Annotated in this window: 28 protein-coding genes and 1 pseudogene; 10 read left to right on the forward strand and 19 right to left on the reverse strand. The window is 62.8% G+C overall.

The features are described from left to right. Window positions 1–81: 81 nt before the first annotated feature. The 7 genes from cobA to mqo all read right to left on the reverse strand — a co-directional run bounded on the left by cobA (window position 82) and on the right by mqo (window position 7,923). Window positions 82–1,308, reverse strand: a complete 1,227-nt coding sequence (gene cobA / locus CPI83_RS16830) for a uroporphyrinogen-III C-methyltransferase (protein WP_019748046.1) — start codon at window positions 1,306–1,308, stop codon at window positions 82–84. Next, window positions 1,305–1,718 carry a cobalamin biosynthesis protein gene (locus tag CPI83_RS16835; protein WP_041814958.1) on the reverse strand — a complete coding sequence of 138 codons (414 nt, stop codon included), beginning with the start codon at window positions 1,716–1,718 and terminating at the stop codon, window positions 1,305–1,307. The genes cobA and CPI83_RS16835 overlap by 4 nt, the downstream gene beginning before the upstream one ends. Next, on the reverse strand, window positions 1,702–3,078 hold the full coding sequence (locus tag CPI83_RS16840) for a cobyrinate a,c-diamide synthase (RefSeq protein WP_020907419.1): 1,377 nt from the start codon (window positions 3,076–3,078) through the stop codon (window positions 1,702–1,704). The genes CPI83_RS16835 and CPI83_RS16840 overlap by 17 nt, the downstream gene beginning before the upstream one ends. Beyond that, the gene (gene cobO, locus CPI83_RS16845) at window positions 3,072–3,686 is read right to left on the reverse strand and encodes a cob(I)yrinic acid a,c-diamide adenosyltransferase (protein WP_019748043.1); all 615 of its coding nucleotides are present in this window, start codon (window positions 3,684–3,686) and stop codon (window positions 3,072–3,074) included. The genes CPI83_RS16840 and cobO overlap by 7 nt, the downstream gene beginning before the upstream one ends. A gap of 21 nt (window positions 3,687–3,707) precedes the next feature. After that, on the reverse strand, window positions 3,708–5,672 hold the full coding sequence (locus CPI83_RS16850) for a magnesium chelatase subunit D family protein (protein WP_232816764.1): 1,965 nt from the start codon (window positions 5,670–5,672) through the stop codon (window positions 3,708–3,710). Between the two features lie 224 nt (window positions 5,673–5,896). After that, window positions 5,897–6,373 carry a GNAT family N-acetyltransferase gene (locus CPI83_RS16855; protein ID WP_003942808.1) on the reverse strand — a complete coding sequence of 159 codons (477 nt, stop codon included), beginning with the start codon at window positions 6,371–6,373 and terminating at the stop codon, window positions 5,897–5,899. Between the two features lie 11 nt (window positions 6,374–6,384). Beyond that, on the reverse strand, window positions 6,385–7,923 hold the full coding sequence (gene mqo, locus CPI83_RS16860) for a malate dehydrogenase (quinone) (RefSeq protein WP_020907417.1): 1,539 nt from the start codon (window positions 7,921–7,923) through the stop codon (window positions 6,385–6,387). Window positions 7,924–8,069: 146 nt separating this feature from the next. Between mqo and CPI83_RS16865 the strand changes: the two genes are divergently transcribed. Beyond that, on the forward strand, window positions 8,070–9,119 hold the full coding sequence (locus CPI83_RS16865; RefSeq protein ID WP_020907416.1) for an alpha/beta hydrolase: 1,050 nt from the start codon (window positions 8,070–8,072) through the stop codon (window positions 9,117–9,119). Then, on the forward strand, window positions 9,116–10,492 hold the full coding sequence (gene mtr / locus CPI83_RS16870; RefSeq protein ID WP_097387465.1) for a mycothione reductase: 1,377 nt from the start codon (window positions 9,116–9,118) through the stop codon (window positions 10,490–10,492). Before CPI83_RS16865 ends, mtr begins: the two co-directional genes overlap by 4 nt. Window positions 10,493–10,569: 77 nt before the next feature. On the opposite strand, the gene CPI83_RS16875 is transcribed toward mtr, so the two are convergent. Further along, entirely contained in the window at window positions 10,570–11,115 is a 546-nt protein-coding gene (locus CPI83_RS16875) for a hypothetical protein (protein WP_003942671.1), read from the reverse strand. Between the two features lie 225 nt (window positions 11,116–11,340). Then, entirely contained in the window at window positions 11,341–11,994 is a 654-nt protein-coding gene (locus tag CPI83_RS16880; RefSeq protein WP_232816765.1) for a TetR/AcrR family transcriptional regulator, read from the reverse strand. Between the two features lie 102 nt (window positions 11,995–12,096). On the opposite strand from CPI83_RS16880, the gene CPI83_RS16885 reads away from it, so the two are divergent. Together CPI83_RS16885 and CPI83_RS16890 are read left to right on the forward strand one after the other, a co-directional pair. Next, a complete protein-coding gene (locus CPI83_RS16885) occupies window positions 12,097–13,242 on the forward strand; it encodes a hypothetical protein (protein WP_021343973.1) in 1,146 nt (381 codons plus the stop codon). Beyond that, on the forward strand, window positions 13,235–14,266 hold the full coding sequence (locus tag CPI83_RS16890) for a phosphotransferase family protein (protein ID WP_020907412.1): 1,032 nt from the start codon (window positions 13,235–13,237) through the stop codon (window positions 14,264–14,266). Before CPI83_RS16885 ends, CPI83_RS16890 begins: the two co-directional genes overlap by 8 nt. Before the next feature lie 34 nt (window positions 14,267–14,300). Here CPI83_RS16890 and CPI83_RS16895 read toward each other — a convergent pair whose 3' ends face one another. From CPI83_RS16895 to CPI83_RS16905, 3 genes are read right to left on the reverse strand one after another with little or no spacing between them, the layout of a single operon-like run. After that, window positions 14,301–15,107 (reverse strand): enoyl-CoA hydratase-related protein, encoded by an 807-nt coding sequence (locus CPI83_RS16895; RefSeq protein WP_097387466.1) that lies wholly within the window; start codon window positions 15,105–15,107, stop codon window positions 14,301–14,303. Next, window positions 15,104–15,724, reverse strand: coding sequence for a TetR/AcrR family transcriptional regulator (locus tag CPI83_RS16900; protein WP_097387467.1), 621 nt, complete (start codon window positions 15,722–15,724; stop codon window positions 15,104–15,106). Before CPI83_RS16900 ends, CPI83_RS16895 begins: the two co-directional genes overlap by 4 nt. Before the next feature lie 45 nt (window positions 15,725–15,769). After that, window positions 15,770–16,231, reverse strand: a complete 462-nt coding sequence (locus tag CPI83_RS16905) for a PPOX class F420-dependent oxidoreductase (protein WP_097387468.1) — start codon at window positions 16,229–16,231, stop codon at window positions 15,770–15,772. Between the two features lie 121 nt (window positions 16,232–16,352). Here CPI83_RS16905 and CPI83_RS16910 point away from each other — a divergent pair, with 121 nt between their 5' ends. Together CPI83_RS16910 and CPI83_RS16915 are read left to right on the forward strand one after the other, a co-directional pair. Then, on the forward strand, window positions 16,353–17,222 hold the full coding sequence (locus tag CPI83_RS16910) for a PhzF family phenazine biosynthesis protein (protein ID WP_232816766.1): 870 nt from the start codon (window positions 16,353–16,355) through the stop codon (window positions 17,220–17,222). An 88-nt stretch (window positions 17,223–17,310) separates the two neighbouring features. Continuing rightward, window positions 17,311–17,736, forward strand: coding sequence for a DUF6069 family protein (locus CPI83_RS16915; protein ID WP_029255162.1), 426 nt, complete (start codon window positions 17,311–17,313; stop codon window positions 17,734–17,736). Here the strand turns inward: CPI83_RS16915 and CPI83_RS16920 are convergent. The 5 genes from CPI83_RS16920 to CPI83_RS16940 form a co-directional block, all read right to left on the reverse strand. Beyond that, window positions 17,733–18,566: a GAF and ANTAR domain-containing protein gene (locus CPI83_RS16920; protein WP_053062015.1), complete on the reverse strand. Its 834-nt coding sequence runs from the start codon at window positions 18,564–18,566 to the stop codon at window positions 17,733–17,735. The two genes, CPI83_RS16915 and CPI83_RS16920, sit on opposite strands and share 4 nt — an antisense overlap. A 76-nt stretch (window positions 18,567–18,642) precedes the next feature. After that, complete coding sequence (locus CPI83_RS16925; RefSeq protein WP_020969378.1) at window positions 18,643–19,212, reverse strand: RNA polymerase sigma factor; 570 nt, start codon at window positions 19,210–19,212, stop codon at window positions 18,643–18,645. Between the two features lie 84 nt (window positions 19,213–19,296). Further along, complete coding sequence (locus tag CPI83_RS16930; RefSeq protein WP_097387470.1) at window positions 19,297–20,808, reverse strand: cobyric acid synthase; 1,512 nt, start codon at window positions 20,806–20,808, stop codon at window positions 19,297–19,299. An 8-nt stretch (window positions 20,809–20,816) separates the two neighbouring features. Further along, window positions 20,817–21,674 (reverse strand): type I methionyl aminopeptidase, encoded by an 858-nt coding sequence (gene map / locus CPI83_RS16935; protein ID WP_007734970.1) that lies wholly within the window; start codon window positions 21,672–21,674, stop codon window positions 20,817–20,819. Window positions 21,675–21,703: 29 nt separating this feature from the next. Then, entirely contained in the window at window positions 21,704–22,423 is a 720-nt protein-coding gene (locus CPI83_RS16940; RefSeq protein WP_097387471.1) for a transglutaminase domain-containing protein, read from the reverse strand. A gap of 53 nt (window positions 22,424–22,476) precedes the next feature. Between CPI83_RS16940 and CPI83_RS16945 the strand changes: the two genes are divergently transcribed. From CPI83_RS16945 to CPI83_RS16960, 4 genes are all read left to right on the forward strand, one after another. Next, entirely contained in the window at window positions 22,477–22,827 is a 351-nt protein-coding gene (locus CPI83_RS16945) for an SMR family transporter (RefSeq protein ID WP_097387472.1), read from the forward strand. After that, on the forward strand, window positions 22,824–23,150 hold the full coding sequence (locus CPI83_RS16950) for an SMR family transporter (protein WP_097387473.1): 327 nt from the start codon (window positions 22,824–22,826) through the stop codon (window positions 23,148–23,150). Before CPI83_RS16945 ends, CPI83_RS16950 begins: the two co-directional genes overlap by 4 nt. A gap of 54 nt (window positions 23,151–23,204) precedes the next feature. Next, entirely contained in the window at window positions 23,205–24,023 is an 819-nt protein-coding gene (locus CPI83_RS16955; RefSeq protein ID WP_097387474.1) for an AraC family transcriptional regulator, read from the forward strand. Window positions 24,024–24,165: 142 nt separating this feature from the next. Further along, window positions 24,166–25,242 (forward strand): ABC transporter substrate-binding protein, encoded by a 1,077-nt coding sequence (locus CPI83_RS16960; protein WP_225989566.1) that lies wholly within the window; start codon window positions 24,166–24,168, stop codon window positions 25,240–25,242. A 17-nt stretch (window positions 25,243–25,259) separates the two neighbouring features. On the opposite strand, the pseudogene CPI83_RS16965 reads toward CPI83_RS16960, so the two are convergent. Further along, a pseudogene (locus tag CPI83_RS16965) lies at window positions 25,260–25,520 on the reverse strand (GNAT family protein); the annotation flags it as partial. Window positions 25,521–25,577: 57 nt separating this feature from the next. Then, window positions 25,578–26,939, reverse strand: coding sequence for a PIN domain-containing protein (locus CPI83_RS16970; protein ID WP_097387475.1), 1,362 nt, complete (start codon window positions 26,937–26,939; stop codon window positions 25,578–25,580). Window positions 26,940–26,941 lie beyond the last annotated feature (2 nt).

Genomic DNA, 26,941 nt, shown 5'->3' on the forward strand with positions numbered 1-26,941 from the left:
CGAGCCCGATGACTCGAGTCGCTACCGGGGCATTCGCCGAAGCGGTTTCAGATGTTGGGGAATCAGACACAAGACTTCACGTTACCCAGCGTCGACGGAAAAGCCCGCGACCGGCCCGATCACGATGATCGCCGGAGGCTTGATCTCCTCGTCTTTGACGCGCTGAGCAACGGTCGCCAGATCGGCCCGAAGTTCACGCTGGGTGCGCAGAGTGCCCTCTTGGATCACGGTGACCGGCGTTGTTGACGGGCGTCCACCGTCGACGAGCGCCCTCGCGAACTGATCGATGCGCTCGACCGCCATGAGCAGCACGATCGTGCCGCGCAACTTGGCCAGTGCCGACCAGTCGACCAGCGAATCCGGATGATCCGGAGCCACGTGACCACTGACGACGACGAACTCGTGGGTGACGCCGCGGTGGGTCACCGGGATGCCTGCGGCCGACGGGACCGAGATCGCGCTCGTGATTCCGGGCACTACGGTCACCGGAACGCCGGCAGCGGCACACGCTTCGAGTTCTTCGTATCCCCGCCCGAAGACGTACGGGTCCCCGCCCTTGAGGCGGACCACGAACTTGCCTGCCTTCGCGTTGTCGATCAGCGCGGCGTTGATGGCCTCCTGAGCCATGGCACGGCCGTACGGGATCTTCGCGGCGTCGATCACCTCGACGTCCGGACCCAGTTCGGCGAGCAACTCCGGCGGAGCCAATCGGTCGGCCACGACGACGTCAGCGCGTGCGAGCAAACGGCGTCCACGCACGGTGATCAGGTCGGGGTCACCGGGGCCACCACCGACGAGAGCAACGCCCGCAGCGGCCGGCTCGGCCGTATCGGCGAGCACGCCCGACTGAAGACCTTCGACGACCGCGGTGCGGACTGCTGCCGAACGACGGTGATCGCCGCCGGCAAGAATTCCGATACTCATACCGTCGTACTCGGCGCTGGCGGGAGTTACCGCGGTACCGTGCTTCGCGTTGTCGGCGCGCACGCAGAAGATGTGGCGACGCTCCGCCTCGGCGACGATCGCCGCATTGGTTTCCGGCTCGTCGGTCGAGGCGATGGCATACCACGCACCTTCGAGGTCGCCGTCGGCGTACGGGCGCTCTTCGACCGTGATCTGCCCGGCCGTGGCCATACCTTCGACGGCTGGAGTGAACGCGCGACTGATGACGTGAACACGGGCACCAGAGGCGACCAGCAGTCCGAGTCGGCGCTGAGCCACAGTGCCGCCACCGAACACGACCACGCGTCGATCGGTCAGGTTGAGGCCGACCAAGTAGTTGGTCTCGTCTGCGGTGGACTCGCTCACTCGCACTCCGTTTCGTCGTCAGAATTGTTCAAGCTGGAGGGAACTTTACGGGCCGCCGCCACGGTCACTCCATCCCTGGCAGTCTTGGCCACTAGGAGCGGGCCGCCCCCGGAGGCGAGGATCGCCGCCGCTTCCGCGACGCTTGCCGTCCCGATCGCGTGCTCGACGCGAGTCGACGGTGACGGAACCTGAACTCGCCCAAGTACGTCCGGGTCGAAACTCACAATCGGGACGTTCAGTTCATCGGCGGCAGCGAGCAGAGCTGCAGACGCCGCCTTGCCGGTCGCAGTGGCGAGGACCACGATCCTCGCTCGCTCCTGCAGCACCGCGTTCACCGCAGCGACGATGTCCTTCGCGGTGGCGCTCGTCGTGAATCCAACGCCTATACAGAGGTCATCCCCGTGCGGCATCGACGAACTTCGCGATCGATTCGGGCTGCCCCACCGGATGAGTGTGGAGATACGACGCGTGGACGCCGCCGCGAACAAATCCTTCGCGGACACTGCCGCCGTCCCAGGGCCGCCACCCCCACGCACTTCCGCAACCGTCCGCGTCTGCCGAGACGAGAGACGTTCGGTGGAACTCGTGACCGGTGACGCGGAAGCCTGCTTCGAAGAGGCTGGAGTCGCTGATCGCCACTGCTTCGCGGTACCCGAGGGTCAGGCGTTTCCCGAATGTGGCATCCACCCCGACAACACCGGCCATGCTGTGACCGTCCAAGCTGCGAGCGAGGTAGAGCAGACCGGCACACTCGGCGTGGATCGGCGCACCGCCGTCCGCCAGGTCACGAACCTGCTGCAGCAGAACGGTATTGGCCGCGAGGTCCACCGCATGCTCTTCCGGGAACCCGCCAGGAAGGACAAGAGCAGCAGTTCCCGCGGGAAGCTCGTCACGCAACGGGTCGAACACCTGCACGTCCGCGCCGGCGGCAGTCAGGAGTTCACGGTGCTCGGCATAGCCGAAGGTGAAGGCCGGGCCGCCCGCCATGGCAACCACAGGGCGAGACTCTGCGTGTGCGCCGACCTCGGCAACCGGATCCCATGCAGCTGCACCCACGTTCGAGGCGGCCAGTGCACGAACAGCGTCCAGTTCGACGTGCGAGGCAATCAAGTCGGACATCGCGTCCACTGCGGCCACAGCGGCGGCGCCGTGCTCGGCCGCCGGAATCAGACCGAGGTGCCGGGAGGGAACTTCGAGTTCCGTCAACCGTGGCACAACTCCGAGCACTGCGACGCCGACCTTGTCGCACGCATGACGCAACACCTGCTCGTGACGAGCGCTCCCGACGCGATTGAGAATGACGCCGCCGATGCGCACACCTGCGTCGTAGGTCGCGAAGCCGTGGAGTACGGCGGCCAGACTCTGACTGTGCCCACGGGCGTCGATCACGAGGACTACCGGCGAACCGAGGATCGACGCGACCTGCGCCGTCGATCCCTCCGCCGACGGCTGCGAGTTGGCCTCGTCGATCTTTCCGTCGAACAGACCCATGACACCTTCGACCACGGCGATGTCGCAGCCGGCGGTTCCATGCCGGTAGAGCGGTCCGATGCGATCCGGGCCGACCAGGACAGTGTCGAGGTTGCGTCCGGGCCGCCCTGCCGCGAGTCCGTGATAACCCGGGTCGATGTAGTCCGGCCCCACTTTGAAGGGTGCAACGCTGCTTCCGGACCGTCGCAGCGCGCCGATCAATCCCGTTGCCACCGTGGTCTTTCCGCTACCCGAGGCAGGAGCGGCGATCACCACGGCCGGAGTGGAAGGACTTACCATTCGATGCCCCGTTGACCCTTTCGGCCGGCATCCATCGGGTGCTTGATCTTCGTCATTTCGGTCACGAGGTCGGCGGCGTCGATCAGCGCCTGCGGGGCATCACGCCCCGTGATGACAACATGCTGGTTGCCTGGGCGATCGCGCAGTGTCTGCACTACCTCGTCCACGTCCACCCAACCCCACTTGAGCGGGTACGTGAACTCGTCGAGGACGTAGAATCGATGCTCTTCGCCTGCAAGCCTTCTCGCGATCTCCTGCCAACCCTCCGCAGCGGCAGCAGCATGATCTTCCTCGCTACCGGCCTTGCGTGTCCATGACCAACCTTCGCCCATCTTGTGCCACTGCACCGGCCCACCGACGCCGGTTTCGTCATGCAGGTTTCCGAGCGCGCGGAACGCGGCTTCCTCGCCGACCTTCCACTTGGCACTCTTCACGAACTGGAACACGCCGATGTCGAACCCTTGATTCCAGGCACGCAGCGCCATGCCGAAAGCGGCGGTGGACTTACCCTTTCCCGGGCCGGTGTGCACGGCAAGTACCGGCGCGTTACGACGCTGACGCGTGGTCAGACCGTCGTCGGGAACTGTCTCGGGAACACCCTTGGGCATCGTGAACTCCTGAGCTGGGATCTAGGCTGCGGCGCGGACGACACCCGCGACCTGCTGCGCTGACAATTCGGCAAGGCGGACGTAACCGCCACGTAGTTCTCGGGCCAACTCGGCTGCCAGCCCCAGACGCACGAGGCCGGTCTCGCAGTCGACGACGATGGAAGCGACGGACGCGTCGGCAAGAAGATGCGCGGCGACGCGGGCGCGGTGCAGCGCGTCCTTGCCGCCGGTAGCCCGGCCGTCGGTGAGCGTGACGACGAGGGCGCGGCGCTGCGGGTCACGAAGCCGTTCACGCAGAACCACTTCGCGAGCACGCAGGAATCCCTCTGCGAGTGGGGATTTGCCGCCGGTCCGCATCGACTGCAGGCGACGGACGGCGATGTCCACCGAAGAGGTCGGCGGCAGTACGAGCTCTGCTTCACGACCACGGACAGTGATGACCGCGACCTTGTCGCGGCGCTGATAGGCGTCGCGGAGCAACGAGACAACCGCACCGGTGACCGCGGAGAGGCGGTCGCGTGCTGCCATCGATCCCGACGCGTCGACAACGAAGACGATCAGATTGCCTTCTCGCCCTTCACGAATCGCGCCGCGGAGATCAGCAGGTGCCAGCCGCAGCCGTCCAGCAGTGCGACCACGGGCAACTTGAGACTCGGCCGCGGCGAAGACCGTGCTCGTCAGATGCAATCCGTGGCCACGTTCCCGCGTGGACCGCACGACTCGTCCACGCGGCGACATGGACCGCGAGCGGCGTCCCGGTGCACCTTCGCCGACACCAGGAACCTCGAGGAGCTTGGCCTTGAATTCGCCGGCCGGTGGCGCCGAGGGGCGATCGGTAGCGCGTACTCCCCCACCAGGTCCGTCAGGGTCTTCCGGGCCGTCGTCGTCCGGACCCTCGTCTTCAGGACCGCCGTCTTCGGGGCCACCATCTTCCTGGCCACGGTCTTCGTCAGGGCCATGGTCTTCGGGATTCTCGGGAGGTTCGGGCTCTCCGTCGCGCGCGTCGTCCTCTACCTGCGACTGGGCGTCCTGATCGGCCTGCTCGAGTGCATCGTCCAACTGCTGCTGATCCAAGCCGGGCTCGTCGAACGGATCGCGGCGGCGGCGATGCGGCAGCGTCAGTTCCGCAGCCACTCGCACGTCCTCCGCAGTGACCTCGCTGTCGCCTCGCCAGGCAGCGTGGGCGGTCGCGGTGCGCGCCAGCACCAGGTCCGCGCGCATACCGTCGACGTCGAACGACGCACACAGTGAGGCGATACGACGCAGCTCGCGGTTGCTCAGCTCGACCGAGTCCAGTTTCTCACGCGCCGTGAGGATTTCGGCCGCGAGCTCCTCATCGGCGGATTCGTACCGAGCGACAAACGCCTCGGGGTCGCGCTCGTAGTCGAGCCGGCGACGCACGACTTCCATGCGTACGTCGACGTCGCGGGAAGCTGCGACATCGACCGCCAGTCCGAAACGGTCCAACAACTGTGGACGCAGTTCTCCCTCTTCGGGATTCATCGTGCCGACGAGTACGAATTTGGCCGGGTGCGAATGGGAGATTCCGTCACGCTCGATGTGAACGCGACCCATCGCCGCGGCGTCGAGAAGCACGTCGACCAGGTGGTCGTGAAGCAGATTCACCTCGTCGACGTACAGAACTCCCTGGTGAGCGGCGGCGAGCAGTCCAGGTTGGAAAGCGCGCTCACCGTCGCGGAGAACCTTCTCGAGGTCGATGGACCCGATCACTCGGTCCTCGGTGGCGCCGACGGGCAGTTCCACCAAGCGGGCCGGTCGTGTCGTTCCGGCGTCGTCGACGGCGGGCAGCAGCGCAGTCAGCGCGCGCACGACCGTCGACTTGGCAGTTCCCTTCTCACCGCGGACCAGGACTCCACCGATCCCCGGATGCACAGCACACAGAATCAGCGCCAACCGCAATTGATCCTGGCCGACCACAGCACTGAACGGGAAGCCCGCCACTGGTCGATCTTCTTCACTTCGCACGTCGATATCCCTCCACCTCTCGGTTTCCTCGCCGAGAATTTGGCTGCACTCGAATGTCGCGGCAACCTGGCTGAGATCTCCCGGTCAGTCGGTAGAGGAGAGATCTTTCACAGTGGCGGGACCGCGCCTGGATCGAACAGGACTTCCCCGCGAACATTCGGTATCGAAAAAACCCTAGTCGGCTCGCTTTTCCACGAGCCGACCAGGGTCAAATCTCCGACAAACTAGCTGACAGCCACGAAAGGCTCTCCCCCGCCACGGCGCATCGGGGTGTGCGGGATGCCGTCTTCGATGAACTCTTCGCCGTCAGCCTTGAATCCGTGCTTGGCGTACATCTCGACCAGGTAGGTCTGGGCGTTGATCCGACACGGCGCTTCGCCGACCTCGGCCAGTGCGGCCTGCAGGAGGCGGGTCGTGTGGCCCTGGCCGCGAGCCTGACGCGACGTGCAGAGGCGTCCGATTCGGAAGCTCTTGTTTCCGTCGTCGTGCTCTTCGAGCAGACGGAGTGTGCACACCACCTGGCCGTCCTGCTCGAGCCAGAAGTGGCGTGTTTCCGTCAGCAGGTCCCGCCCGTCCAACTCGGGATACGGGCAGGCCTGCTCGACGACAAAGACCTCCACTCGAAGCTTCAACAACTCGTAGAACGTCTTGTTGTCGAGGTCGAGTGCCCATGAACGCTTCAAAGCTGCTGTTGCCGTCATGGGTTGGACTATCACACAGTCGCGACGGTATCCGCGACCGGAGCCGATTCGGAAGCACCAGCGGAATCGAGCTCGAGAACCTTCGAGGACCAATCCCAGACCTGGTTGAACAGGCCTTCGTTGTCAGTGAGTTTGACGCCGATGGACGGAACCATCTCACGAAGCTTGCCCTTCCAACCCTGGAACTCGGTCGGGAAGCAGCGCTCTAGTACGTCCAGCATCGCCGGGACGGCCGTGGACGCACCGGGCGAAGCGCCGAGCAGGCCGGCGATGGAGCCGTCCTCAGCGGCGACCACAGCGGTACCGAATTCGAGGACGCCGCCCTTGCCCTTGGCACGGCGGATCACCTGGACGCGCTGGCCCGCGGTGATGAGCTCCCAGTCCTGAGCCTGCGCCTTGGGCGCGAATTCACGCAGATCCCAGATGCGACCGGCTTCGTTCTTGGCGAGTTCGCTGACCAGGTACTTGACCAGGCCGAGCTCGCTGACGCCGACGCCGAGCATCGAGAGGATGTTGTTCGGCTTGACCGAGCCGGGCAGGTCCGTGACGCGACCCTGCTTGAGGAACTTCGGCGACCATCCGGCGTATGGGCCGAACAGCAGTCCCGGCTTGTTGCCGATGACACGGGTGTCGAGGTGCGGCACCGACATGGGCGGGGCGCCGACGGCAGCCTTGCCGTAGACCTTGGCGCTGTGCTGGTCGATGAGTTCGGGGTTGGTGCATCGCAGGAAAGCACCGCTGACCGGGAAGCCACCGAAGCCCTTGGCTTCCTTGATGCCGGACTTCTGCAGCAGGTGCAGGGCGCCGCCACCGGCACCGACGAACACGAAGCGCGAGCGAACGGTGCGCTTTTCACCGGTGCGACGGTTGGTGACCTTGACGGTCCAGGACTTGTCCGAGTTCTGGGTCAGGTTGGTGACCTCGTGGCCGAAGTACATCTTGCCGCCGGTCTTACCGATGTAGCCGATGAGCTGCTTGGTGAGCGCTCCGAAATCGACGTCGGTGCCGTCCTGGCTCCAGTTCAGGGCGATGGGATCGGAGAAGTCGCGTCCCTTGGCCATGAGCGGCAAACGCTCGCTGAACTCGGCCGGATCGTCGATGTACTCCATGCCGCGGAAGAGCGTATGGCCGGCAAGTGCGTCGTAGCGAGCACGCAGGTACTTGGCGTTGGCCTCACCGTGAACGAAGCTCACGTGTGGGATGGGGTTGATGAATTCCTTGGGCTGGGTCAGGACGCCCTGCTCGACCGCGTGTGCCCAGAACTGGCGGGACACCTGGAACTGCTCGTTGACGTTGACGGCCTTCTTGATGTCGACCGTGCCGTCGGAGTTCTCCGGGGTGTAATTGAGCTCACACAGGGCGGAGTGACCGGTTCCCGCGTTGTTCCAGGGGTCGCTGCTCTCGGCTGCGACGGCATCGAGCCGCTCGAAGGTCGAGATCGACCAATCGGGCTGCAGCTGGCGCAGCAATGCACCCAGCGTGGCGCTCATGATGCCTGCGCCCACGAGCACTACATCCGTCTTCGTCTCTACCGCGTTCTGATTCGACACTGGAGAATCGACTTCCTTGTCATTAGCCGTGCGCGCATCCGCCTGCTGTGTTACGCCGAATAGGTTACCCGTGCGTACTCGCGCGGTTCACCACCCCCAATTGTGCTCTACAACGCGCACCCGAAACGACGATTAGATTGTGATTTGTGACTACTTGGGTTCCAGACGTCCTCGGTGACGGATATCAGCAGCTGACGATCCCGCTCGGAACGGATCCGGACGGCGAAGGCGAGGTGGACGCAACACTGGTCCGCTACCAACCGCGGAAGGAGGCGGTGAAGACACGTCGTGCCGTCTTGTACGTGCACGGATTCACCGACTACTTCTTCCAGAAGCACCTGGCCGAGCATTTTGCCGAGCAGGGCTACGCATTCTTCGCACTCGACTTGCGCAAGTGCGGGCGATCCCTCAAGCCGGGACACACGGCGCACTACGTCTCCGACCTTGCGCTCTACGACGCCGAACTGAACGAGGCGCTGCGCATCGTCCGCAGCGAGACCGACGGGAGCGAGGTGCTGCTCATGGCGCACTCGACCGGCGGTCTGATCGTCCCGCTGTGGCTGAACCGTTTGCAGCGCAAGCCCGGTGGCAGCGACGGTGCCGGAATCTGCGGGCTGGTGCTCAACAGTCCCTGGTTCGATCTTCAGGGCCCCTCGGTGGTGCGTAACGTGGGAACCACCGCGATCGACGCCCTCGGACGGGTATCGGCGAAGACGGTGATCCCGGGAACCGGACTACCGACTTACGGTTCCAGCCTTCATGTTTCGGCAAACGGAGTGTGGGACTACAACCTCGACTGGAAGCCGCTGGCCGGCTGCCCCGTCACCTTCGGCTGGATGCGGGCCGTCCGAGCGGGTCACGCGAAACTTCACCGCGGCCTCGACATCGGAGTGCCTGCGCTGATTCTGCGCTCGAAGAAGTCGCAGTTCGCCAAGGCGTACAACCCGAGCGTCGACCTCGCCGATTCCGTTCTCGACGTCAAGCAGATCGCACGCTGGGCGGGTTGCCTCGGCGATCGCACCACCATCGTCCCGATCGACGGCGCCCGTCACGACGTGTTTCTTTCGACCGAGAAGCCCTTGGCCACAGCCTTTTCCGAACTCGACCTGTGGCTGGAGTGGCTCGACGGCCACCTCACTCCGGCCGCAGAAAGTTCGGCAAGCACAGCAAGCAACACACAGGAGATCGCGCAGTGACGCACTACGACCTTGCAATCATCGGCAGCGGATCCGGAAACTCGCTGCCCGACGAGCGGTTCGACGGCAAGAAGATCGCAATCCTCGAAGAGGGCACCTTCGGCGGAACGTGTCTCAATGTCGGGTGTATCCCGACCAAGATGTTCGTCTACGCCGCCGAGGTGGCACGCACCATCACCACTGCCGAGAAGTACGGCGTCGACGCCACGCTCGACGGCGTCCGTTGGTCCGACATCGTCAAGCGCGTCTTCGGCCGCATCGATCCCATTTCCGCAGGTGGTGAGCGGTACCGCAGCGAAGACAGTCCCAACACCACCGTCTACCGCGGCCACGCCACGTTCACCGGCGACAAGACGATCGACACCGGAACCGGCGAGACGATCACCGCCGACCAGGTGGTCATCGCTGCCGGTTCGCGTCCGATCATCCCGGAAGAGATCGCGTCGAGTGGTGTGAAGTACTACACCAACGAAGACATCATGCGACTGCCCGAACTTCCCGAGCACCTGGTGATCGTCGGCTCAGGATTCATTGCCACCGAGTTCGCACACGTGTTCTCCGCGTTGGGTTCTCGCGTGTCGATCATCGGTCGCAGCCAGAGACTGCTGCGGCACCTCGACGACGAGATCTCCGAGCGCTTCACCGAGTTGGCCGAACAGAAGTGGGACGTCCATCTGGGCTCCCCCCTCACGTCGGTACGCGGCGACGGCGACAACATTGCCGTCGAACTGGCAAACGGCACAGTCGTTTCCGGTGACGTTCTCCTCGTCGCGGTGGGTCGTCAGCCGAACGGTGACCTACTCGGTCTCGACAAGGCCGGCGTCGAACTCGACGACAAGGGCTCGGTCGTGGTCGACGAATACCAACGCACCACCGCCGAGGGCGTCTTCGCACTCGGTGACGTCTCGTCGCCGTACCAGCTCAAGCACGTCGCCAACCATGAAGCGCGCGTTGTTCAGCACAACCTGCTTCAGGACGCTTGGAAGGACACGTCCGGGCTTCGCAGCACCGATCACCGCTTCGTGCCGGCAGCCGTGTTCACCGACCCGCAGATCGCCGACGTCGGAATGACGGAGAAGCAGGCTCGCGACGCCGAACTCGACATCACCGTCAAGGTGCAGGCATACGGCGACGTCGCGTACGGCTGGGCGATGGAGGATCAGGAGGGCATCTGCAAGGTGATCGCCGAACGCGGCACCGGACGCATCCTGGGTGCCCACGTCATGGGTACGCAGGCTCCGACCGTCATCCAGCCGCTCATTCAGGCGATGAGCTTCGGTTTGTCGGCTCAGGACATGGCACGCGGCCAGTACTGGATCCACCCGGCCCTGGCCGAAGTGGTCGAGAACGCGCTGCTCGGCCTCGACATCTGAGCCCCGCAGCCCTAATGACGCCGAAAAGGCGGGCACTCCGCGCAGTGGGAGTGCCCGCCTTTTCGTAGGTCAGAGTTTCACCAGGGGCTGGTACGCAGCACGATCTCGGTTGCGAGTTCGGCCGGTGCCGACTTGACGACGTCGTCGACACCCGGAAGTTCCGTCACGCGGAAGTCGGAGTACACGAAACGACCGCTGGCGTCGGCGATGGCCCGACCTCCACTGCCCACGACTACGGTGGTCGGAACCTCGACCGGCGGTACGCCGGCAATATCGCTCGCCGACGGATGTCCACGGTCCACGGCGATCAAACTCGCGAAGCGGCCGAACTGACGTGCAGCCAACAGCCACGCGAGATCGGCGCCCTCCCGGTGACCGACCAGATTCACCCAGGCGATGTTCAACTCGTCCAGAAGTACCACTGCCGAGGTCTCGTCGAGATTCTCGATCGATTCCACCGCGACGGTCCGCAGATCCGAATGGTGCAGTCGCTCACACACATCGTCGTACAAGTCGACGGGGTCGCCCTTGCCGGGGAGCAGGAGTACCGCATGCTTGCTGACCGGCCCGTCGATCCGAACGGTGCACGAACCACTGCCCACCGCTACTCGAGTCAATTCCATGTCTGGAAACGGTACGCGATCCACACTGTGGAGGACCCTGGAGTCGACAGAAGTATGACCACTCATACATTCTCACCACCGCCGGCGAGTCCGATTTGTTCGCTCTGCACCGCCTCTCCCCTGAGCGAAAGTGGCTTTCGGCGCATCTGAGGCGACCGATGTACCGTTCGCTCGAGGTGGGGGGTGGGCGAAGCGCCGAGCGCCTGACCGGAGGAAGCGCCTCGGTCAGCCCCTCATTGCCGGCTGATCTCGGTGCCGGCTGATCTCGGTTCCCGTCGACGTAACCAGCAGAACCAGTGCGTCCGCAGTGCGCGCGCAGAACGCGTCACCGTCGGCGAGGCCACTCGTGAGGCCCCGCACGATGGTGGTTGCAACGAGAATGTCGAAGGCCACATCGGCGGTCGACGCGATTTCCGCGTCGGACCGCTCGGGAAATTCGACACGCACGCGCTCGGCGAGCGCGAGCCGGGCCGGGTCTTCCGATCTCCGAACCAGTTGTTCGTAGGCGCCGTCTTCCTGATGGTAGGCCGACAGCAGGCCGGGAATCGCTGCGCGCGTTGCCGGTTCGGCAACTCTCGCGAGGAACCATCTCGTCCAGGCCTGCATGTCGTCACGCAAATTCGACGTGGTCACCGGTAGCGCAGCATCCTGCATTCCGAAGACCGCATCCTCGATGATGGATTCCTTGGTCGCCCAGCGCCGATAAATTGCGGCAGTGCCCAGTTGAGCCCGTCGCGCGATGGCTGTGATCGTGGTCTTCTGGTAACCCTGCTCCGCCAGCAACTCGCGGGCGGCGGTGAGAATGGCGTCGTCCACCTGCGGATCTCGAGGGCGCCCCACTCCGACGGTGCCGATACGTCGATCTCTGCGTTCGTCCACAACTGCGGACAGTACCCGACCTGTTTCGCCGAAAACCATTACGTTGCGTAGCGCTCCGTAATAGATTGTGGACACCCCACTCCGTCGACACAAGGACCGACTGTGATCACACCGCACGACGAACTACTCATTCATCAACTCCCGACGACACTCGACCACGTCTCCCAAAGTGACCTGCGCTGGACCGAACGCATCGTGATGTACGGCTTCGACAAAACGGGCGAGATCAGCATCATGACGGGACTGGCCAAATACCCGAACCGCAACGTCCTCGACGCCTACGCGATGGTGACGCGCAAGGGTGAGGAAGCCCGCGTGGTGCGCCTGTCCACCGAGTTGAACCCTCAGACCGGAGGACTGGCAGCGTGGAGTGTGGGGCCGTACACCTATGAAATCGTCGAACCACTCCGCCAGGTACGTTCCACGGTCGACGCAAACGAACACGGATTGAGCCTGCAACTCGACTTCCACGGCGACTTCCCGGTGTACGAGCAGACGGCAGCGTTCCATCGCACGCGCGGCCGCGTTCGCGAAGACGCCCGACGCTTCTACCAGAACGGCACCATCACGGGTTGGATCGAAATCGACGGCACCCGCATCGACATCGATCCCGACAACTGGTGGTTCGGCCGCGATCACTCGTGGGGCGTACGACACGGCGGTGGCGGCGGCAGTCTGTCCGAGGGCGCGAACCTGCAGCCGTCCGAGGTTCCGGACGGAGTCCTCTATTACATGGGGATATTCCAATTCGACGACGAGGTAGTGCATTTCGCGCAGCGCGAAACCAGTACCGGCGCGCGCTGGCAGTTCGAGGGCGAGGTGCTCTTCCCGATCGGTTCCGGCAAGGACGCGCTACCGATCATCGACGTCGAGCACGACCTGAAATTCCGTGACGACATGCGGGTGGTCGAATCCGGCACTTTCACCGTGCACCGAGCGGACCGGACCACCGATGTGATCGAGGTGAATCCAGTGTGCGATTTCTGGCCCGGACTGGCCGGTTACGACGAGTACCGGGGGTACGCCTCCGGCATGTACCGCGGCAAGGACTTCAGCGACAGCTTCACCGTCGACATCACGAACCTCGATGAAATCCGGCAGGTGAGCATGCTCAGCGAGACGCTGTGCGAGGTCCGCATGGGAGACAAAGTCGGATACGGGCTCGTGGAAATGGTCTTCATGGGCGTGAATCCCCGCTACGGGTACACCGATTGGAGCAACACACGGACAGGTACGAACAATGACTGACCGAACAGCCGCAGAAGACATCGCACCCGCCCTTGAACCACTTGTCCGGGAGCACATTCCGGGTACTCGGGGCGCCAAGATCGTCAACTTCAAGCGCACCGAACGCGGATTCTCGACGGAGACATACCTGTTCGACCTCGATGGCGCCACTGGCGAGTCGAGTGGTTTTGTTTTCCGGCGTCCACCGGAGGTTTCGCTGTTCCCCGACTACGATCTCCGCCGCCAGTTCCTCGTGACACAAAGGCTCGCGAAGTCCGACCTCGCAGTCCCCCACGTTCGGTGGATCGACAGCGGCGACAACCCACTCGGCAGCCCCTACTACGTCATGGACCGCATCGGTAATGCCGAGGCGCCCAGCGACTTTCCGTCGTATCACAGTGCCGGAACATACTTCGAAGCCGATGAGGCAGGCCGAGCGAAGATGTGGTGGGGATGCGTCGAGACGATTGCGCAGATTCATCGCTTGGACCCGGACAAGCTCGAACTCGGATTCCTCGCCTACCCCAAGTTCGGCACCCATCCGGTCGAACAGGCGGTGAACTACCTCGACTGGGCCGTTCGTTGGGCATCGCCGGACCTACCGCCGATATTCGACAAAGCACTGGCCTGGCTGAGGGAGAATATCTACCAACCCGAACATGTGACACTGTGCTGGGGCGATGCCCGGATGTCGAACATCCTCTATGGTCCGGACCAGTCGATCGCCGGGGTTCTCGACTGGGAGATGGCCTACCTCGGCGATCACGAGGCCGACCTCGCCTGGCTGTTGTTTCTCGATTGGGCGTGTAGCGAATTCGAGGGACACACACCTTTGCCAGGCACTCCCAGCCGAGAAGAGACCATTGCCCGCTACGAGGAACTGACCGGCTGGAGGGTCGAGAACCTTTTGTTCAACGAGGTACTCGCTGCGGTTCTACTCGCTGTTCCGCTCCTGCGCCTGTCCACGCATCTCCAACTCGGCGAACATACGGATATCACCGCGTTCTGCAAACATCGTCTCGAACAGTTGCTGCGAGACGCGTAGTCGTCCGCGTGTGATTTTCCGCAAGGCTCCCGAATCATTCCGACGGGATTTCCTGCCACTCGGCGGACAAGCGCGAAACCCACACAGGCGTGCGCCGTTCCATTAATGCACGAACACCTTCCACCGCGTCCGGCTTCCCCATGACGCGTAGATGCAGGTCCGTTTCGATGGCCGCCACCGTCTCTGGTCGACAGCTGCTGCTCTGGCTCTGCCAGAGCAGTCGCTTCGAGAGCGCCACCGACATCGGTGCAGTGTTCGTCGCAATGTCTCGGGCGATCACCAACGCCGCCGAAAGCACTTCGTCAGCGGGCAGGCAACGGCTACCCAACCCGAGCGCGATTGCCTCGGCTCCGTCGAACGTCCTTCCAGTCAAAAGGATGTCGGCGGCCACAGCCGTTCCGGCGACGCGCGGAACCGTCCAATGCGCCATCGCATCCGGCAACACACCGAGGCGAACCTGCGGAATTGCATACTTGGCGTCAGCTGCAAAGATTCTGATATCGGCCTGCATCGCGATGGTGAGGCCGATTCCGATCGCATGTCCGTTCACCGCTGCGATGACCGGCTTTCGCAACTCGAACGCCGGCGGATCCACCGGTGATGACGAAAACTGCTCGCCGTCAGGTGAATCGAAGGTGCCGGCGCCGTCGCCAAGATCTGCACCCGCGCAGAATGCTGGTGGCGCACCGGTCAGCACGATCACGCGAACGGAATCGTCTTCGTCGAGCTTTCGGTACGCCTGCCCCAATTCTCGACCCATGTGCTTGTTGAAGGCATTCCGTTTGTCAGGCCTGTCGAGGGTCACGACGGCAACGCCGCCGTCCACCGAAACCGAGATCATTGCCCCACCGCTTCCGTCCCGACGGCGTCGGCCGGATGCGCAGCCAGGACGTACAGAGATCGTGCGAGGGCATCTACAAAGCCGTCCTGACCCTCGAGCCCACGGGTCAGCCCCTGCATTGTCGTCGTTCCGGCCAGCAGATCGAACAAGAACATCGCATCTGCACCTGCCGGGATCTCACCACGCCTCACCGCGTCGTCCAGCAGATCCTGAAACGCTGCACGAACCGGCGCACCGATAGCCAACAGACGTTGTCGCGCCTCCGCCGTCCGCGAATCGGCAAGCAGGCCAGGAACTCCGGCCCGCGCTGCGGGGCGGGCAGCGCGGACCAGGAAGATGTGCACCCACGTCGTCAGATCCACCCGCAAATCACCGGTCGACCGAGGCAATGGATGTCCGCCCGGTCCATGCACTGCTTCTTCGATCAGGGCTTCCCGTGACGACCAGCGACGGTAGATGGCCGGCGTATTGACACCGGCAGTCCTGGCAATCGCCGAAATGGTCGTCTGCTGATACCCGACTTCGGCCAGCAGTGTGCGAGCTGCAAGCAGCACAGCCTCGTCCTTGCCTGGGTCGCGCGGTCGTCCGATACGGGCGGGAGACTCGGTTTTCACCATTACATATTAACTCGTAACGTTATCTCCTACCTGAACGAACGCAGTTCAGGTGCCGGATGGCTTGGGGAGCCTCGTCATTCCGTAGACGTGATCAGCGCGCACCGTGAGGATCTGTCGACGCTCCGCAACCATTGCTTCGCGGTACTCCTCCCAATCAGGATGCTCCTGGCCGCTGATGTCCCGGTACAGTTCGACCAGTGCATCAGACACTTCGTCGTGAGGATCGGCCGCGACGGGTGTCACCACGGCAAGTCCTTCGATCACGGCGTAGCTCCAGAAGTCGGGCGCGCTGACCTGGAGGGAAACCCGCGGATCGCGGATCGCATTTTTACTCTTGGCGCGATCGGCTGTGATGGACACGGAAGCCGTCTTCGACTCGACGTCCCAGCGGTAAATGATGTTGGACAACTGTGGGCGGCCGTCACGCTTGACGGTTGCCAGCACGCCTTGTTTTCCCTGGGCCACGAGTGCGAACAACCCGTCGTCGGTGTCTGTGTCATTGCTCATATCTGCACCAACGACGCCGTGCGGCCGGTTTGTTCCGGAGGCAGTCCAGTTCGAAGATCGCGGACCGCAATCGCGCGATGTCTCTTCCCCCGATGGACGACAGCGGACAAAGATGGTCGACATGGCAACTTCTCGCGACATCCTCCGGCTGACTGCGTTCAGTTCGGATCCGGCCGGCGGTAACCCGGCCGGCGTGCTGCTCGACGCCCGCGGGCTCGACGACTCCGAATTACAATCCGTTGCAGCCGAAGTCGGGTATGCCGAGACGGCGTTCCTCATCGAACCGGTACTCGGAGGCAACCCGCGCCACAGCCGGATCCGGTACTTCTCCCCTATCGCCGAAGTACCGTTCTGCGGTCATGCCACTATTGCGACGGCCATCGCTCTCACCGAGCGAGACGGTGACGGAACCTTCACATTCGAAACACCGATCGGACCGGTATCCATCGACACGGCGACCGACGAGGACGGAAGGTCCACCGCGACCTTCACCAGCGTCGAACCGTCGGTCTCGCCGATCGATCATGCTGTACTGACAGCGCTGCTCGGGCTCATCGGCGTCGATTCGTCTGCGCTCGACGCGCGGTATCCCGCAATGCTTTCGTACGCCGGCAACACTCACCCGATCGTCGTACTTCGTGATCAGTCGACATTCGACGAGTTCACCTTCGATCCATCCGCAATGCGAATTCTGATGGACGCGCAGGGGTGGGCCGGCACGGTGACAATCCTGCACCCCCTCGACGACAACACCTTCGAAGCCCGAAATCTGTTTCCGGTGGGAAACATCGTCGAGGATCCCGCAACCGGGTCCGCAGCGGCGTCGACCGGCGGTTACCTGCGCAAACTCGAACCCGCGGCCACTCCGCGGCGGATCACCATCCACCAGGGCCGACACGTCGGGCGTCCCAGTGTGCTCGAGGTCGACATCCCAGTCGACGGCGGTATCTCGGTCACCGGCACCGCAGTGCCCGTCGTCGACGGGCAATAGTCAACCTCAGCGATGAGTTTCTGCCCGCCGGCGGGTCTATTCACCAGAGCGACGTCACAAGACCATCGCATCGAGCCGGGAGAACACCATGTCTGCAATCACGTCAACCGCACACAACCTCCACGTCACCAAGCCACGTGCCGTACTCGGCGCCACGGTAATTGCTCTCGTCGTCAATCTGATCCTGTGGTTGATCGGCCTCGCATTGGGCGGATCCTTCGAGATGACAGATCAGGGAAAGCCGGCGAGCGTCGCGCCTGGTGGGGTCATCACATTGACGGTGGTGCCACTGCTGGTCGGTTTGTCGGTCGCAATGTTGATCTCACTGAAGTGGGAGCCGATCATCCGCATCGCCCAGATCGTGGGTGCAGTCGTGGCGCTCGGCACCATCGCTTTGACCATTGCCGCGGACTTCGACGCCGCCAGCACGGTCATGCTCGCGCTGATGCACGTGGTTGTCGCCGCCGGCGTCGTCGTCGCGCTCGAGGCTGTACGTCGGTCCCCCTCGAACTAGACAGCGGTAGGCGGCGCCGAATACGTCTCGACGATCTCGGCTGCCACGTCGCGCAACCGGGTATTCGTCGTCTGAGACTGCTTGCGCAGCATGTGAAATGCGGTGTCGGCGTCGATCCGATGGATGGCCATCAGCATGCCTTTGGCCTGTTCGATCGGCGCCCGGGTCTCGAGCGCACGTTGCAACGCATCAGCCACCGCCTTGGCGGACTTGAAACGAGAGAAGTCGCCGATCGCGCGTGACACCGTTGTCGTGAGAATCTCCATGACATCCGCGTCGACGCGGTCGAATGCCGCTGGGGCGCGTCCGTACAGGTTGAACGAACCCAGTCGCTGATCCGGTGTGAAGAGCGGCGCCGCGAGAAAGGACTTGATCCCTTCGTCCTTCGCCGCCGCCGCGAACCGCGGCCAGCGTTCCGCGCTGGTCTCGGCATCGACGACAACGGTTTCACCGGTTCGAGCGGCGTGCAGACATGGTCCGTCGCCGGCGTCGTATTGCTCGATGTCGACACGCAGAGTCCGCGAATCGGTATGAACCGCGGTGTAGGTCTGCCCGGCCAGATCGATGGTGACGCCGATGCTGTCGGCGCCCTCGATGGCGTCGTTCGCGATTTCGACGGCGCGCTGGAGCAAAACCACGAGTTCGTCCTCGTCGCCGATACTTCCTCCGAGCGCTGCCAGCAACTCCCGGACCGCGCTTGCAGTCAGCCGAGTTTCCGCAGCCTCGACGGCGACGTCAGCACCCGTTGCCGTCGCATCGTCCGGCATTACCGACGGCACCGAATCCTCGGTTCTCGGGTCGAAGCCTCTGGGGTCGAAAGCGGTATCCACGACGAAGCATTCTTCCAGCTACCCGGGCCGTCAGGAGAGTGAGTTCGGTGACAGAACCCGGCAAACCGCCGAGTCGTCATCGCCATCGGTCGAGCGCGAGACCCAGATTCCGCCTCGCCCGAGTGTGTTGGCCACGAACCGCGTCCGGACTCAGTTCCAGGACAACTGCGATCTGTGGATACGTCATGCCCTCCACTTCCCGCAAGACCCAGGCGGCGCGCTGACGCAGCGGTAGACGATCGAGTTCGGCTTCAAGAGCGTCGAGAAATGCTGTGCCGCATACTTCCTCGCTCGGATCGCGCAATCGAGTATCGACTTCGTCCCGAAGTCCGTCCACATCGGCGGCGCAGGAGCCGACTTTTCGATGGACATCCGCGATCTTGCGAGAGCAGATCGCGAACAACCAGGTCTTGATGCTCGAGCGCCGCTGAAACCCCGGAAGTTGGCGCCAGGCGGCAACGCAGGTTTCCTGGACGATGTCGTCGACGTCACTCTCACTGGTGACGAGTCGACGGGCAAATCGATACAAGTGCGGGCCGTATCGGCGGACGATGACGTCGAAGGCCGCATGATCGCCGAGCATTGCCGAGTCGACCAGCACCTCGTCACTGAAGTCGGTAAGCAAGCCGTCGAATTGATCTGTCACCGCGCACACTCCTACTAGGGAGCCGTCGCGGGAGTGAGGCCTGGCTATTCTACCGCGTCCACGTCGACGCCCGCGGGAGCGCTCTCAGGCTTCGAGTGCGGAGGCAATGACGGGAAGCCCGATCGGCGCCCCACCGTTGATCAGTTTCTCGAGTAGATCCTGGTCGAGGTGCTGCTCGACGAGATCAGCGAGAAGGTCGAGTTGCTGTTCTCGCACCGCGGCAACCGAGGTGCCGGGTGCAGCAACAAAACCGGGAACCGCGATCTCACGCAGCAGGCTGCGCCGAAAGTCGTCACTTTCCAGGAGACCATGCCAGTGTGTCCCTCGAACAGACCCTCGCACACTGCCTTCCGGCACACCGCCCGAGTCCGCCAGCAATGGACGGTCCCCGTTGTGCACGACGCGTCCGTGATGAATCTCGTACCCCGACACCGAGATACCGTCGGCGGAACCGGTTACCTGCGCCAGCACTTTGTCCGAAGCGAATTCGATGTCGAGGTCCAGCAGACCGAGTCCTGCGGTGATCCCTGATCCTGATTCGACGTCGTCGACGATCGAATTACCCAGCATCTGGTATCCGCCGCAGACTCCCAGCACTGCCTGCCCGCGGCCCGCTCGGGCGATGATCTCGTCAGCCAGGCCGGTACTCCGCAACCACTCGAGGTCACTCACGGTGGACTTACTACCGGGGATCACCACGAGGTCTGCGTCGCGGATCCGCGACGGATCGGTCACCCACGAAACTGCCACGCCCGGTTCACATGCCAGCGCCTCGACATCCGTCGAGTTGGAGATGCGGGGGAGCCGAACCGCAGCAACGGTGAGCCAGGCCGAACCGACGGGTGGGCCAGGGCGCCCTACCGGGGCGTTGCCGGTGACGCCAAGCGAATCCTCGGCGTCGAGCCAAAGATCGTCGGCAAACGGGATCACTCCGAGAGTGGGTCGACCGGTGAGGCTGCGCAGTTGATCCAGTCCGGGTTCCAACAGTGCAACGTCACCGCGGAATTTGTTGATCACAAATCCCGCGATCAATGCCTGGTCGCTCGGCGAGAGCACAGCAACGGTCCCGAACAGATGGGCCAGGACGCCGCCGCGATCGATGTCACCGACGACGACGACCGGAATCTGCGCAGCCTCAGCCAATCCCATGTTGGCAAGATCCGTTGCGCGCAAGTTGATTTCGGCCGGTGAACCGGCGCCTTCACAGATCACGACGTCGAACTCGGATCGAAGCGATTCGAGATCTTCGGCCACGACGGCGCGAAGCCACTGCCGATGCTGCATGTAATCGCGAGCACCCACCGTGGTCATCGCCTTGCCCCGAACGACCAGTTGCGAAGTGCGATCACTCCCCGGCTTGAGCAGCACGGGATTGAATCGAACACTCGGCTCCAGACCGCATGCCCGCGCCTGAAGTGCCTGCGCACGGCCGATCTCTCCGCCGTCCAGCGTGACCACGGAGTTGTTCGACATGTTCTGTGCCTTGAACGGCGCCACTCGGACGCCTCGACGCGCCAACATGCGACACAATCCGGCTACCAGAACGCTCTTGCCTGCGTCGGAAGTAGTGCCGGCTACCAGCAGAGCGCCGCGCATCGCCGAACTCAAGGCAGGGTGAGAATCTCTGCACCGGTCTCGGTGACCACCAAGGTGTGCTCGAACTGCGCCGTCCACTTACGGTCCTTGGTGACGACGGTCCAGCCGTCCTCCCAGATCTCGTAGTCGATACCACCGAGGTTGATCATCGGTTCGATCGTGAAGACCATGCCCGGTTCGATGATCGTCTCGACCGCGGGCTCGTCGTAGTGCAGGATCACGAGGCCGTTGTGGAAGGTCTCGCCGATTCCGTGTCCGGTGAAGTCCCGGACGACGCCGTACCCGAACCGATGGGCGTAGGACTCGATGACGCGTCCGATCACGTTGAGCGCGCGGCCGGGCTTGACGGCTTTGATGGCCCGCATCGTTGCCTCGTGTGTGCGCTCGACGAGCAAGCGGTTCTCTTCGGACACGTCACCGGCGAGGAACGTCGCATTGGTGTCCCCGTGCACTCCGTTGATGTACGCGGTGACGTCGATATTGACTATGTCTCCGTCCTGGATCACGGTCGAGTCGGGGATTCCGTGGCAGATCACCTCGTTGAGAGACGTGCAGCACGACTTCGGAAAGCTCTTGTAGCCCAACGTCGACGGGTATGCGCCGTGGTCGAGCATGAACTCGTGTGCGATGCGGTCGAGCTCGTCGGTCGTGACACCGGGAGCGACAGCCTTGCCGGCTTCCTGCAGCGCGCCGGCAGCGATCTTGCTGGCGATGCGCATCGCCTCGATCGTCTCCGGCGTCTGAACCCAGGGCTCGTTGCCCTCTTTGGCGGTCGGCTTCCACGCGTACTCGGGCCGCTCGATCTTCGAGGGCACAGCGAGGACGGGAGAGACGGTTCCAGGGACCAATGGGGTACGCACAGACATGCAGAACAGCCTAGACCTCGCGTCGCGCGTCAGCCGGATGCACTCCAGTTCCGGAAAACCGGATCGACGAGAATTCTGATGGGGGTCGACATCGTCTGTCCGAATTCCTCGAAGAGCTTGTCGCGAGATTCGAAGGTGCCCAGATCACGGTCGACGAATTCGGAGAAGTCCAAGCAATCGCACGAAATTGATTTGCCCCAACTGATCGGAGCGCGTCCGATCGCGTCGAACAGTGTCTCCTCGCCGGTGTTCGTGAACGGTTCGAGCGCTGAGACCACCGCAGGTGAAACGATCTCGGAGATGTCCTGCCAGCGTCCGTCGACCAGAAATTCCGGCCACGCCAGCAGCACTGACTTCGGAATCACCGCATGTAGACGCCGAAATCTCGGGTACCAGAACTCCCCACGAAGTACGAGACCGCGAACTCGCGTGGCGATATCTCGGCGGCGAGCCAACGCTTCGACGACAGCCAGTCTCTGACTGCAGGATCCGCGTCCTCGGCTCAATGTCACCGAGACGGGTTGCCGGTCGTCGAGGCCGTACACCGGCCGAATATTTGCAGCGACGCTGCGATGCGCCGACACCAGGAACTCCTGCGCCGACTGGATCGCACCTTCTGCAATGTCCTCGTAGAGGCGAGCCACGTCATCGTGGCCCCAGTCGAGAATCGGCGTCGCGGTTATATCGCCACCGGACACATCGTGGCGGATGTCACCTTGGCGGATTCCGCCGAGCAGCACGCACGTCATGTCTCAACCGTAGTGCGCGACCGGAATCGGTGGAGCCTGACAGAATCCGAACCGTGAAGAAATGGCTCCTGTTGATCACCGCGATCCTGACCGAGGTGTCTGCGACTCTGTCTCTGCGCGCGGCCCTCGATCACCCCGCCTGGTACGTCGTGGTCGTCGGCGGATATCTCGCAGCATTCACCGCGTTGTCGTTCGTCCTGCGGGAGGGCATGGGACTCGGTGTTGCATACGGAATCTGGGGCGCAACCGGAGTTGTCCTGACCGCGGTGTTCGCGACTTTCCTTTTCGGCGACCCGCTGACAGCCACCATGGGCGTCGGCATTGCCCTGGTCATCGGCGGAGTCCTGTGCGTTGAACTCGGTTCCCAGGTTGCTGCCGACAGCGGGCCGGTGGACCCGGCATGACCTTCGTATTTCTGATCGCTGCAATTATTTCCGAGGTCACCGCGACGTTGTCACTACGGATGGCGTCGCAGGACGGCAGCGACAAACGATGGCTCGCGGTTGTCACCGTGGGGTACCTCGCCGCTTTCGCTTTCCTCACGCTCGCACTCGACGCGGGCCTGACGATCGGCGTTGCGTACGGCATCTGGACTGCTTGCGGGGTGGCGCTGACTGCAATCGCATCCCGCATTCTCTTTCGCGAACCGCTGACCAAGCTCATGATCGTGGGGATCGGCCTTATCGCGGCAGGCGTGCTTCTCATCGATCTCGGTGCGGGCCACTGAGCCCAGCAAACAGGGTGTAAGGTTTACCTAACTTTGCTTTGGAGGTAGTCCGCGGTGCCGATCCCTGCCCTTCGTGAAATCGACGGTGGCCTCCACCTGTCGGATTCCGACCGCCACACTCCGATGGCGCGCGCCGTCCCGGCGCCGTTCCAACTGACGACGTACATCGTCGAGACCGACCACATCACCCAGTGGCCACAGCACGCTCATGCCGAGCACGAACTCATCTGGTCCGACCGCGGCGTCGTCAACATGATCATCGACAATCAACTCTGGACCGTCACGCCCGGCGTCGGCCTGTGGATCCCTCGCGGGGTCCTCCACGAAGGTCAGGCCAATCCCCACGTCGCATTCCGCGCCACTCTCTTCACCCCCGAGTTGTGGACTCCCACCTGGAACGAACCGTGCATCGTGACCTTGAGTGAGGCAGCCCGGGTACTGCTGATACACCTCGCCCATACCGGAATGCCTGCAGAACAACGCCTTCGGGCACAGCAGGTCTGTGTCGATCTCCTCACCCCGGCATCGGTACCTCACTTCGACGTACCGATCCCCCGCGATCCCCGGCTTCGACAACTCGTCGACAAAGTGTTGTCGGATCCCGCCGACGATCGGTCACTCGACCAGTGGGCGCACGTTCTCAACCTCAGCCGACGCACGGTCACCCGGATTTTTGCCGCGGAACTTGCGCTGAGTTTTGCGCAATGGCGCACTCTGGTTCGCATGAGCACAGCACTGGGCATGCTCGGGACCGGGATGAGTGTGAACGCCGTCAGCCGTCGAGTCGGGTACGGGACGTCGAGCTCGTTCATCGCTGCTTTTCGTAAGACGGTCGGCTACACCCCTGGCAATGCGCTCGCCGCTGTCAACTGACTCGAGCCTGACCTGTTGTCGACATCTGCTGGCCCCTTCGCTACACGCACGCGCCCTACATTCACTTAGGTAAGCCTGCTCTCATGTGCGTACCGCGCTGAGTCGTGCAAGCACTTCCCCGATCAATCCCGAGGAGTTTCGCGTGTTCAGATCTGCCCGTCAGAGAATTCGTCCCCAACGGAAGAGGCGAATTGTCGTTGCGCTGATGGTGGCGGCCGCACTGCCTCTGACCGCCTGCACGCAGTCGTCATCGGACGCCCAGGAAAATAGTTCGTCGGCATCTGCTGTCGAGGACGGCGCATACCCCGTCACGATCGAGCACGCATTCGGCGGCACCACCATCGACAAGGAACCGACCAGGATCCTCACCCTCGATTCCGCAGCGGCCGACACTGTCATCGCCCTCGGCGTCACTCCGATTGCAATGCAGAAGGACTCGTGGGCCGGCGACGCCGACGGCTTCCTCCCTTGGACGCGCGCGGAACTCGAGAAGTCGGGCCAGCCGCTGCCCACACCGGCGCCGTACTACTCCGACAGCGGTGAGCTTCTGTTCGAGCAGATCCTCAATGCCGCACCCGACCTGATTCTGGCCCCGTACTCCGGTTTCTCCGAGCAGGACTATTCGCGTCTGAGCTCGATCGCCCCGACACTCCCCTACGACACCAAGCCGTACCAGCCGAGTTCGTGGCAAAACCTCGCCACCGATGTCGGCAAGGCCTTGGGGCGCCCGGCCCAGACCGCGGATTTGATCAAGTCCGTCGAAAAGACGGTGGAAGAGTCGAAGACCAGCCATCCTGAATTCAATGGAGTCACGTTCGCCTTCGGGTCCTACATCCGCGAAGGCGAAACCGAGACCGCCATCTACGGCCCGGACGATCCGCGCGTGAAGTTCGTCGAAAACCTCGGGCTCACAGTCGCTCCCGACGTGGTCAACGGTGCCAAGAACTTTGCAGGCGACTCGTTCCTGTTCGGCATCAGCATGGAAAAGCTCGACACGATAAACACCGACGTATATCTCGGATGGGCAAGCGATCAGTCGGAAGTCGACAGCACGTTGGCCAACACCCTGTTCGCACGGTGGCCGGTTATCGCCAACGGGAAGGACTTGTGGATCACCGACAATCGCCTGACAGCCGCCACCATGTACGTCAGCGTTTTGAGCGTTCCATGGGCAACTGACGAGCTGGTCCCCCAGTTGACCGAACTGGTTGCGAAGTAGCAGCTCGGCCCTCCTGATCAGAGACTTGTAGGCCACTCACTGCGCAGCGTTGCAAAAACCACAGTGTCGGTCCACTCGTTCTTGATCCACGCGTTCTGCCGAAAATGTGCCTCTCGCCGCAACCCGATTCGCCGCGCGAGTCGCGCCGAGGATTCGTTTCTCGCATCCATCTGCGCGACCACGCGGCGCAATCGGGGTGTTGCGAACACCAGGTCGATCAGAGCGGTCACAGCTTCCGTCGCGAATCCTCGGCCGCCGTACTCGGGCGAGAATGCCCACCCGACTTCTGCTCAAGCTCCAAAACTGTTCGAAAACGATCAGTCTTCCAAAACGAGTCAGGTGAGGGGCGGAACCGTTTTTCCGCCTACGTCTAGGGGACCAGTCGTATACAAATCGGTGCGGTGCGCCTTCTCGTCTCGCAGGCTTCGATCTTCGTTCTTCATTCTGCGACGCTCCGCCCGCGCTTCCCGCAGTTGCATGATTACTTCTGCAGGGATGCCACGGTCAATCAATTCACTCATGCGCATTGGCTTAGGATCGTTAACGATATCCGCTATTTCCCAACTTGCCAGTCTCCCATACGGTCGCGTCGGTGAGTCCTCGACTGCCACTGTGGTGCCGCCAACGTCTCTTCGCTCTGACGACAATTCGTACAGCAGTTGCTCGACTTGCGTGGGCTCAGACTCGATCGATGTGATGGAGACCGCCATGATTGAAGCCGTCGCATTCAAGTTCGCCACGCCAGCCAAACCCAGACGTCGCGTTTGTTGGAAGGCACGCAGGGAGTCTTCGCCAAGAATTGTAGCTTTGATTCCGACTCCCGCTAACGCCGTAAATCGCGCGACAAAACCTCCATCGCCGTCACCAGCTAGACTTTCCCACTCCACGTCCTCAAGTCCCGTTACGAAGCGAACTTCCGCAAAGCTCATATCCCCCTCGATACTCGCTTGCTTAGAATCGAGCTTAAAACCAACCAACTCGGCTGACACGTAGCCGAAAAGTTCCTTCACCAGGATCTTCGCAACAAACTTCTCCTTTTCTGCATCAGCCACCGGAGCAGTTCTCTCCGCGATCTCCGACAGCAACGAAGCCACATCGTGGGCCCAATTCACACGATCACTTAATCCACGCTCGATGAGCTCTGCACCTATATGGTCATGCCACTTGGTGGGGTTTTGCTCGTCATCGCCCGCGCCAAAATCCTTGGAGTTCTGAGAGATCCACCAAACCTCGTGCCCAGCGTTGCGGTCAGCAATAGACAAGACAGTCAACCAATTCAGGGTGTCCCGATACCCGTCCTTCCGCTCCTCACCATCCCAGGGCTTACGGAACGAAACCGCACGGTTCACAAGCTCAAGATGATCGATGGCGGGTGGGGCAACTAATTCTGCACCCAGAACCGAAAGGTGACCTCGAAGTTCTCGTTCAAACCCGACAGTCTTCGTGTCGATTGCAGCACCGATGGCCTCACAAATAGAATCGACACCGAAGCGTTTTTCTCTCTGCGTTGACGTCTTCAGCTTGTCGGACAGTGCCTCAAGGTTTCGTTTCTGATTCGCAACCGCTTCAACGACAACGACTTCCGGAACCATGATTCGCGCACCATTGCGCTTAGCTGTTTCTTTGAGCGTTTTCCACCATGCTGCCCGCAACTGCGGGTCCGAGAGCACGACTGTTGTGTCAAGAACGATAATCATGG

Source organism: Rhodococcus sp. H-CA8f, from assembly GCF_002501585.1.
GTDB lineage: Bacteria > Actinomycetota > Actinomycetes > Mycobacteriales > Mycobacteriaceae > Rhodococcus_F > Rhodococcus_F erythropolis.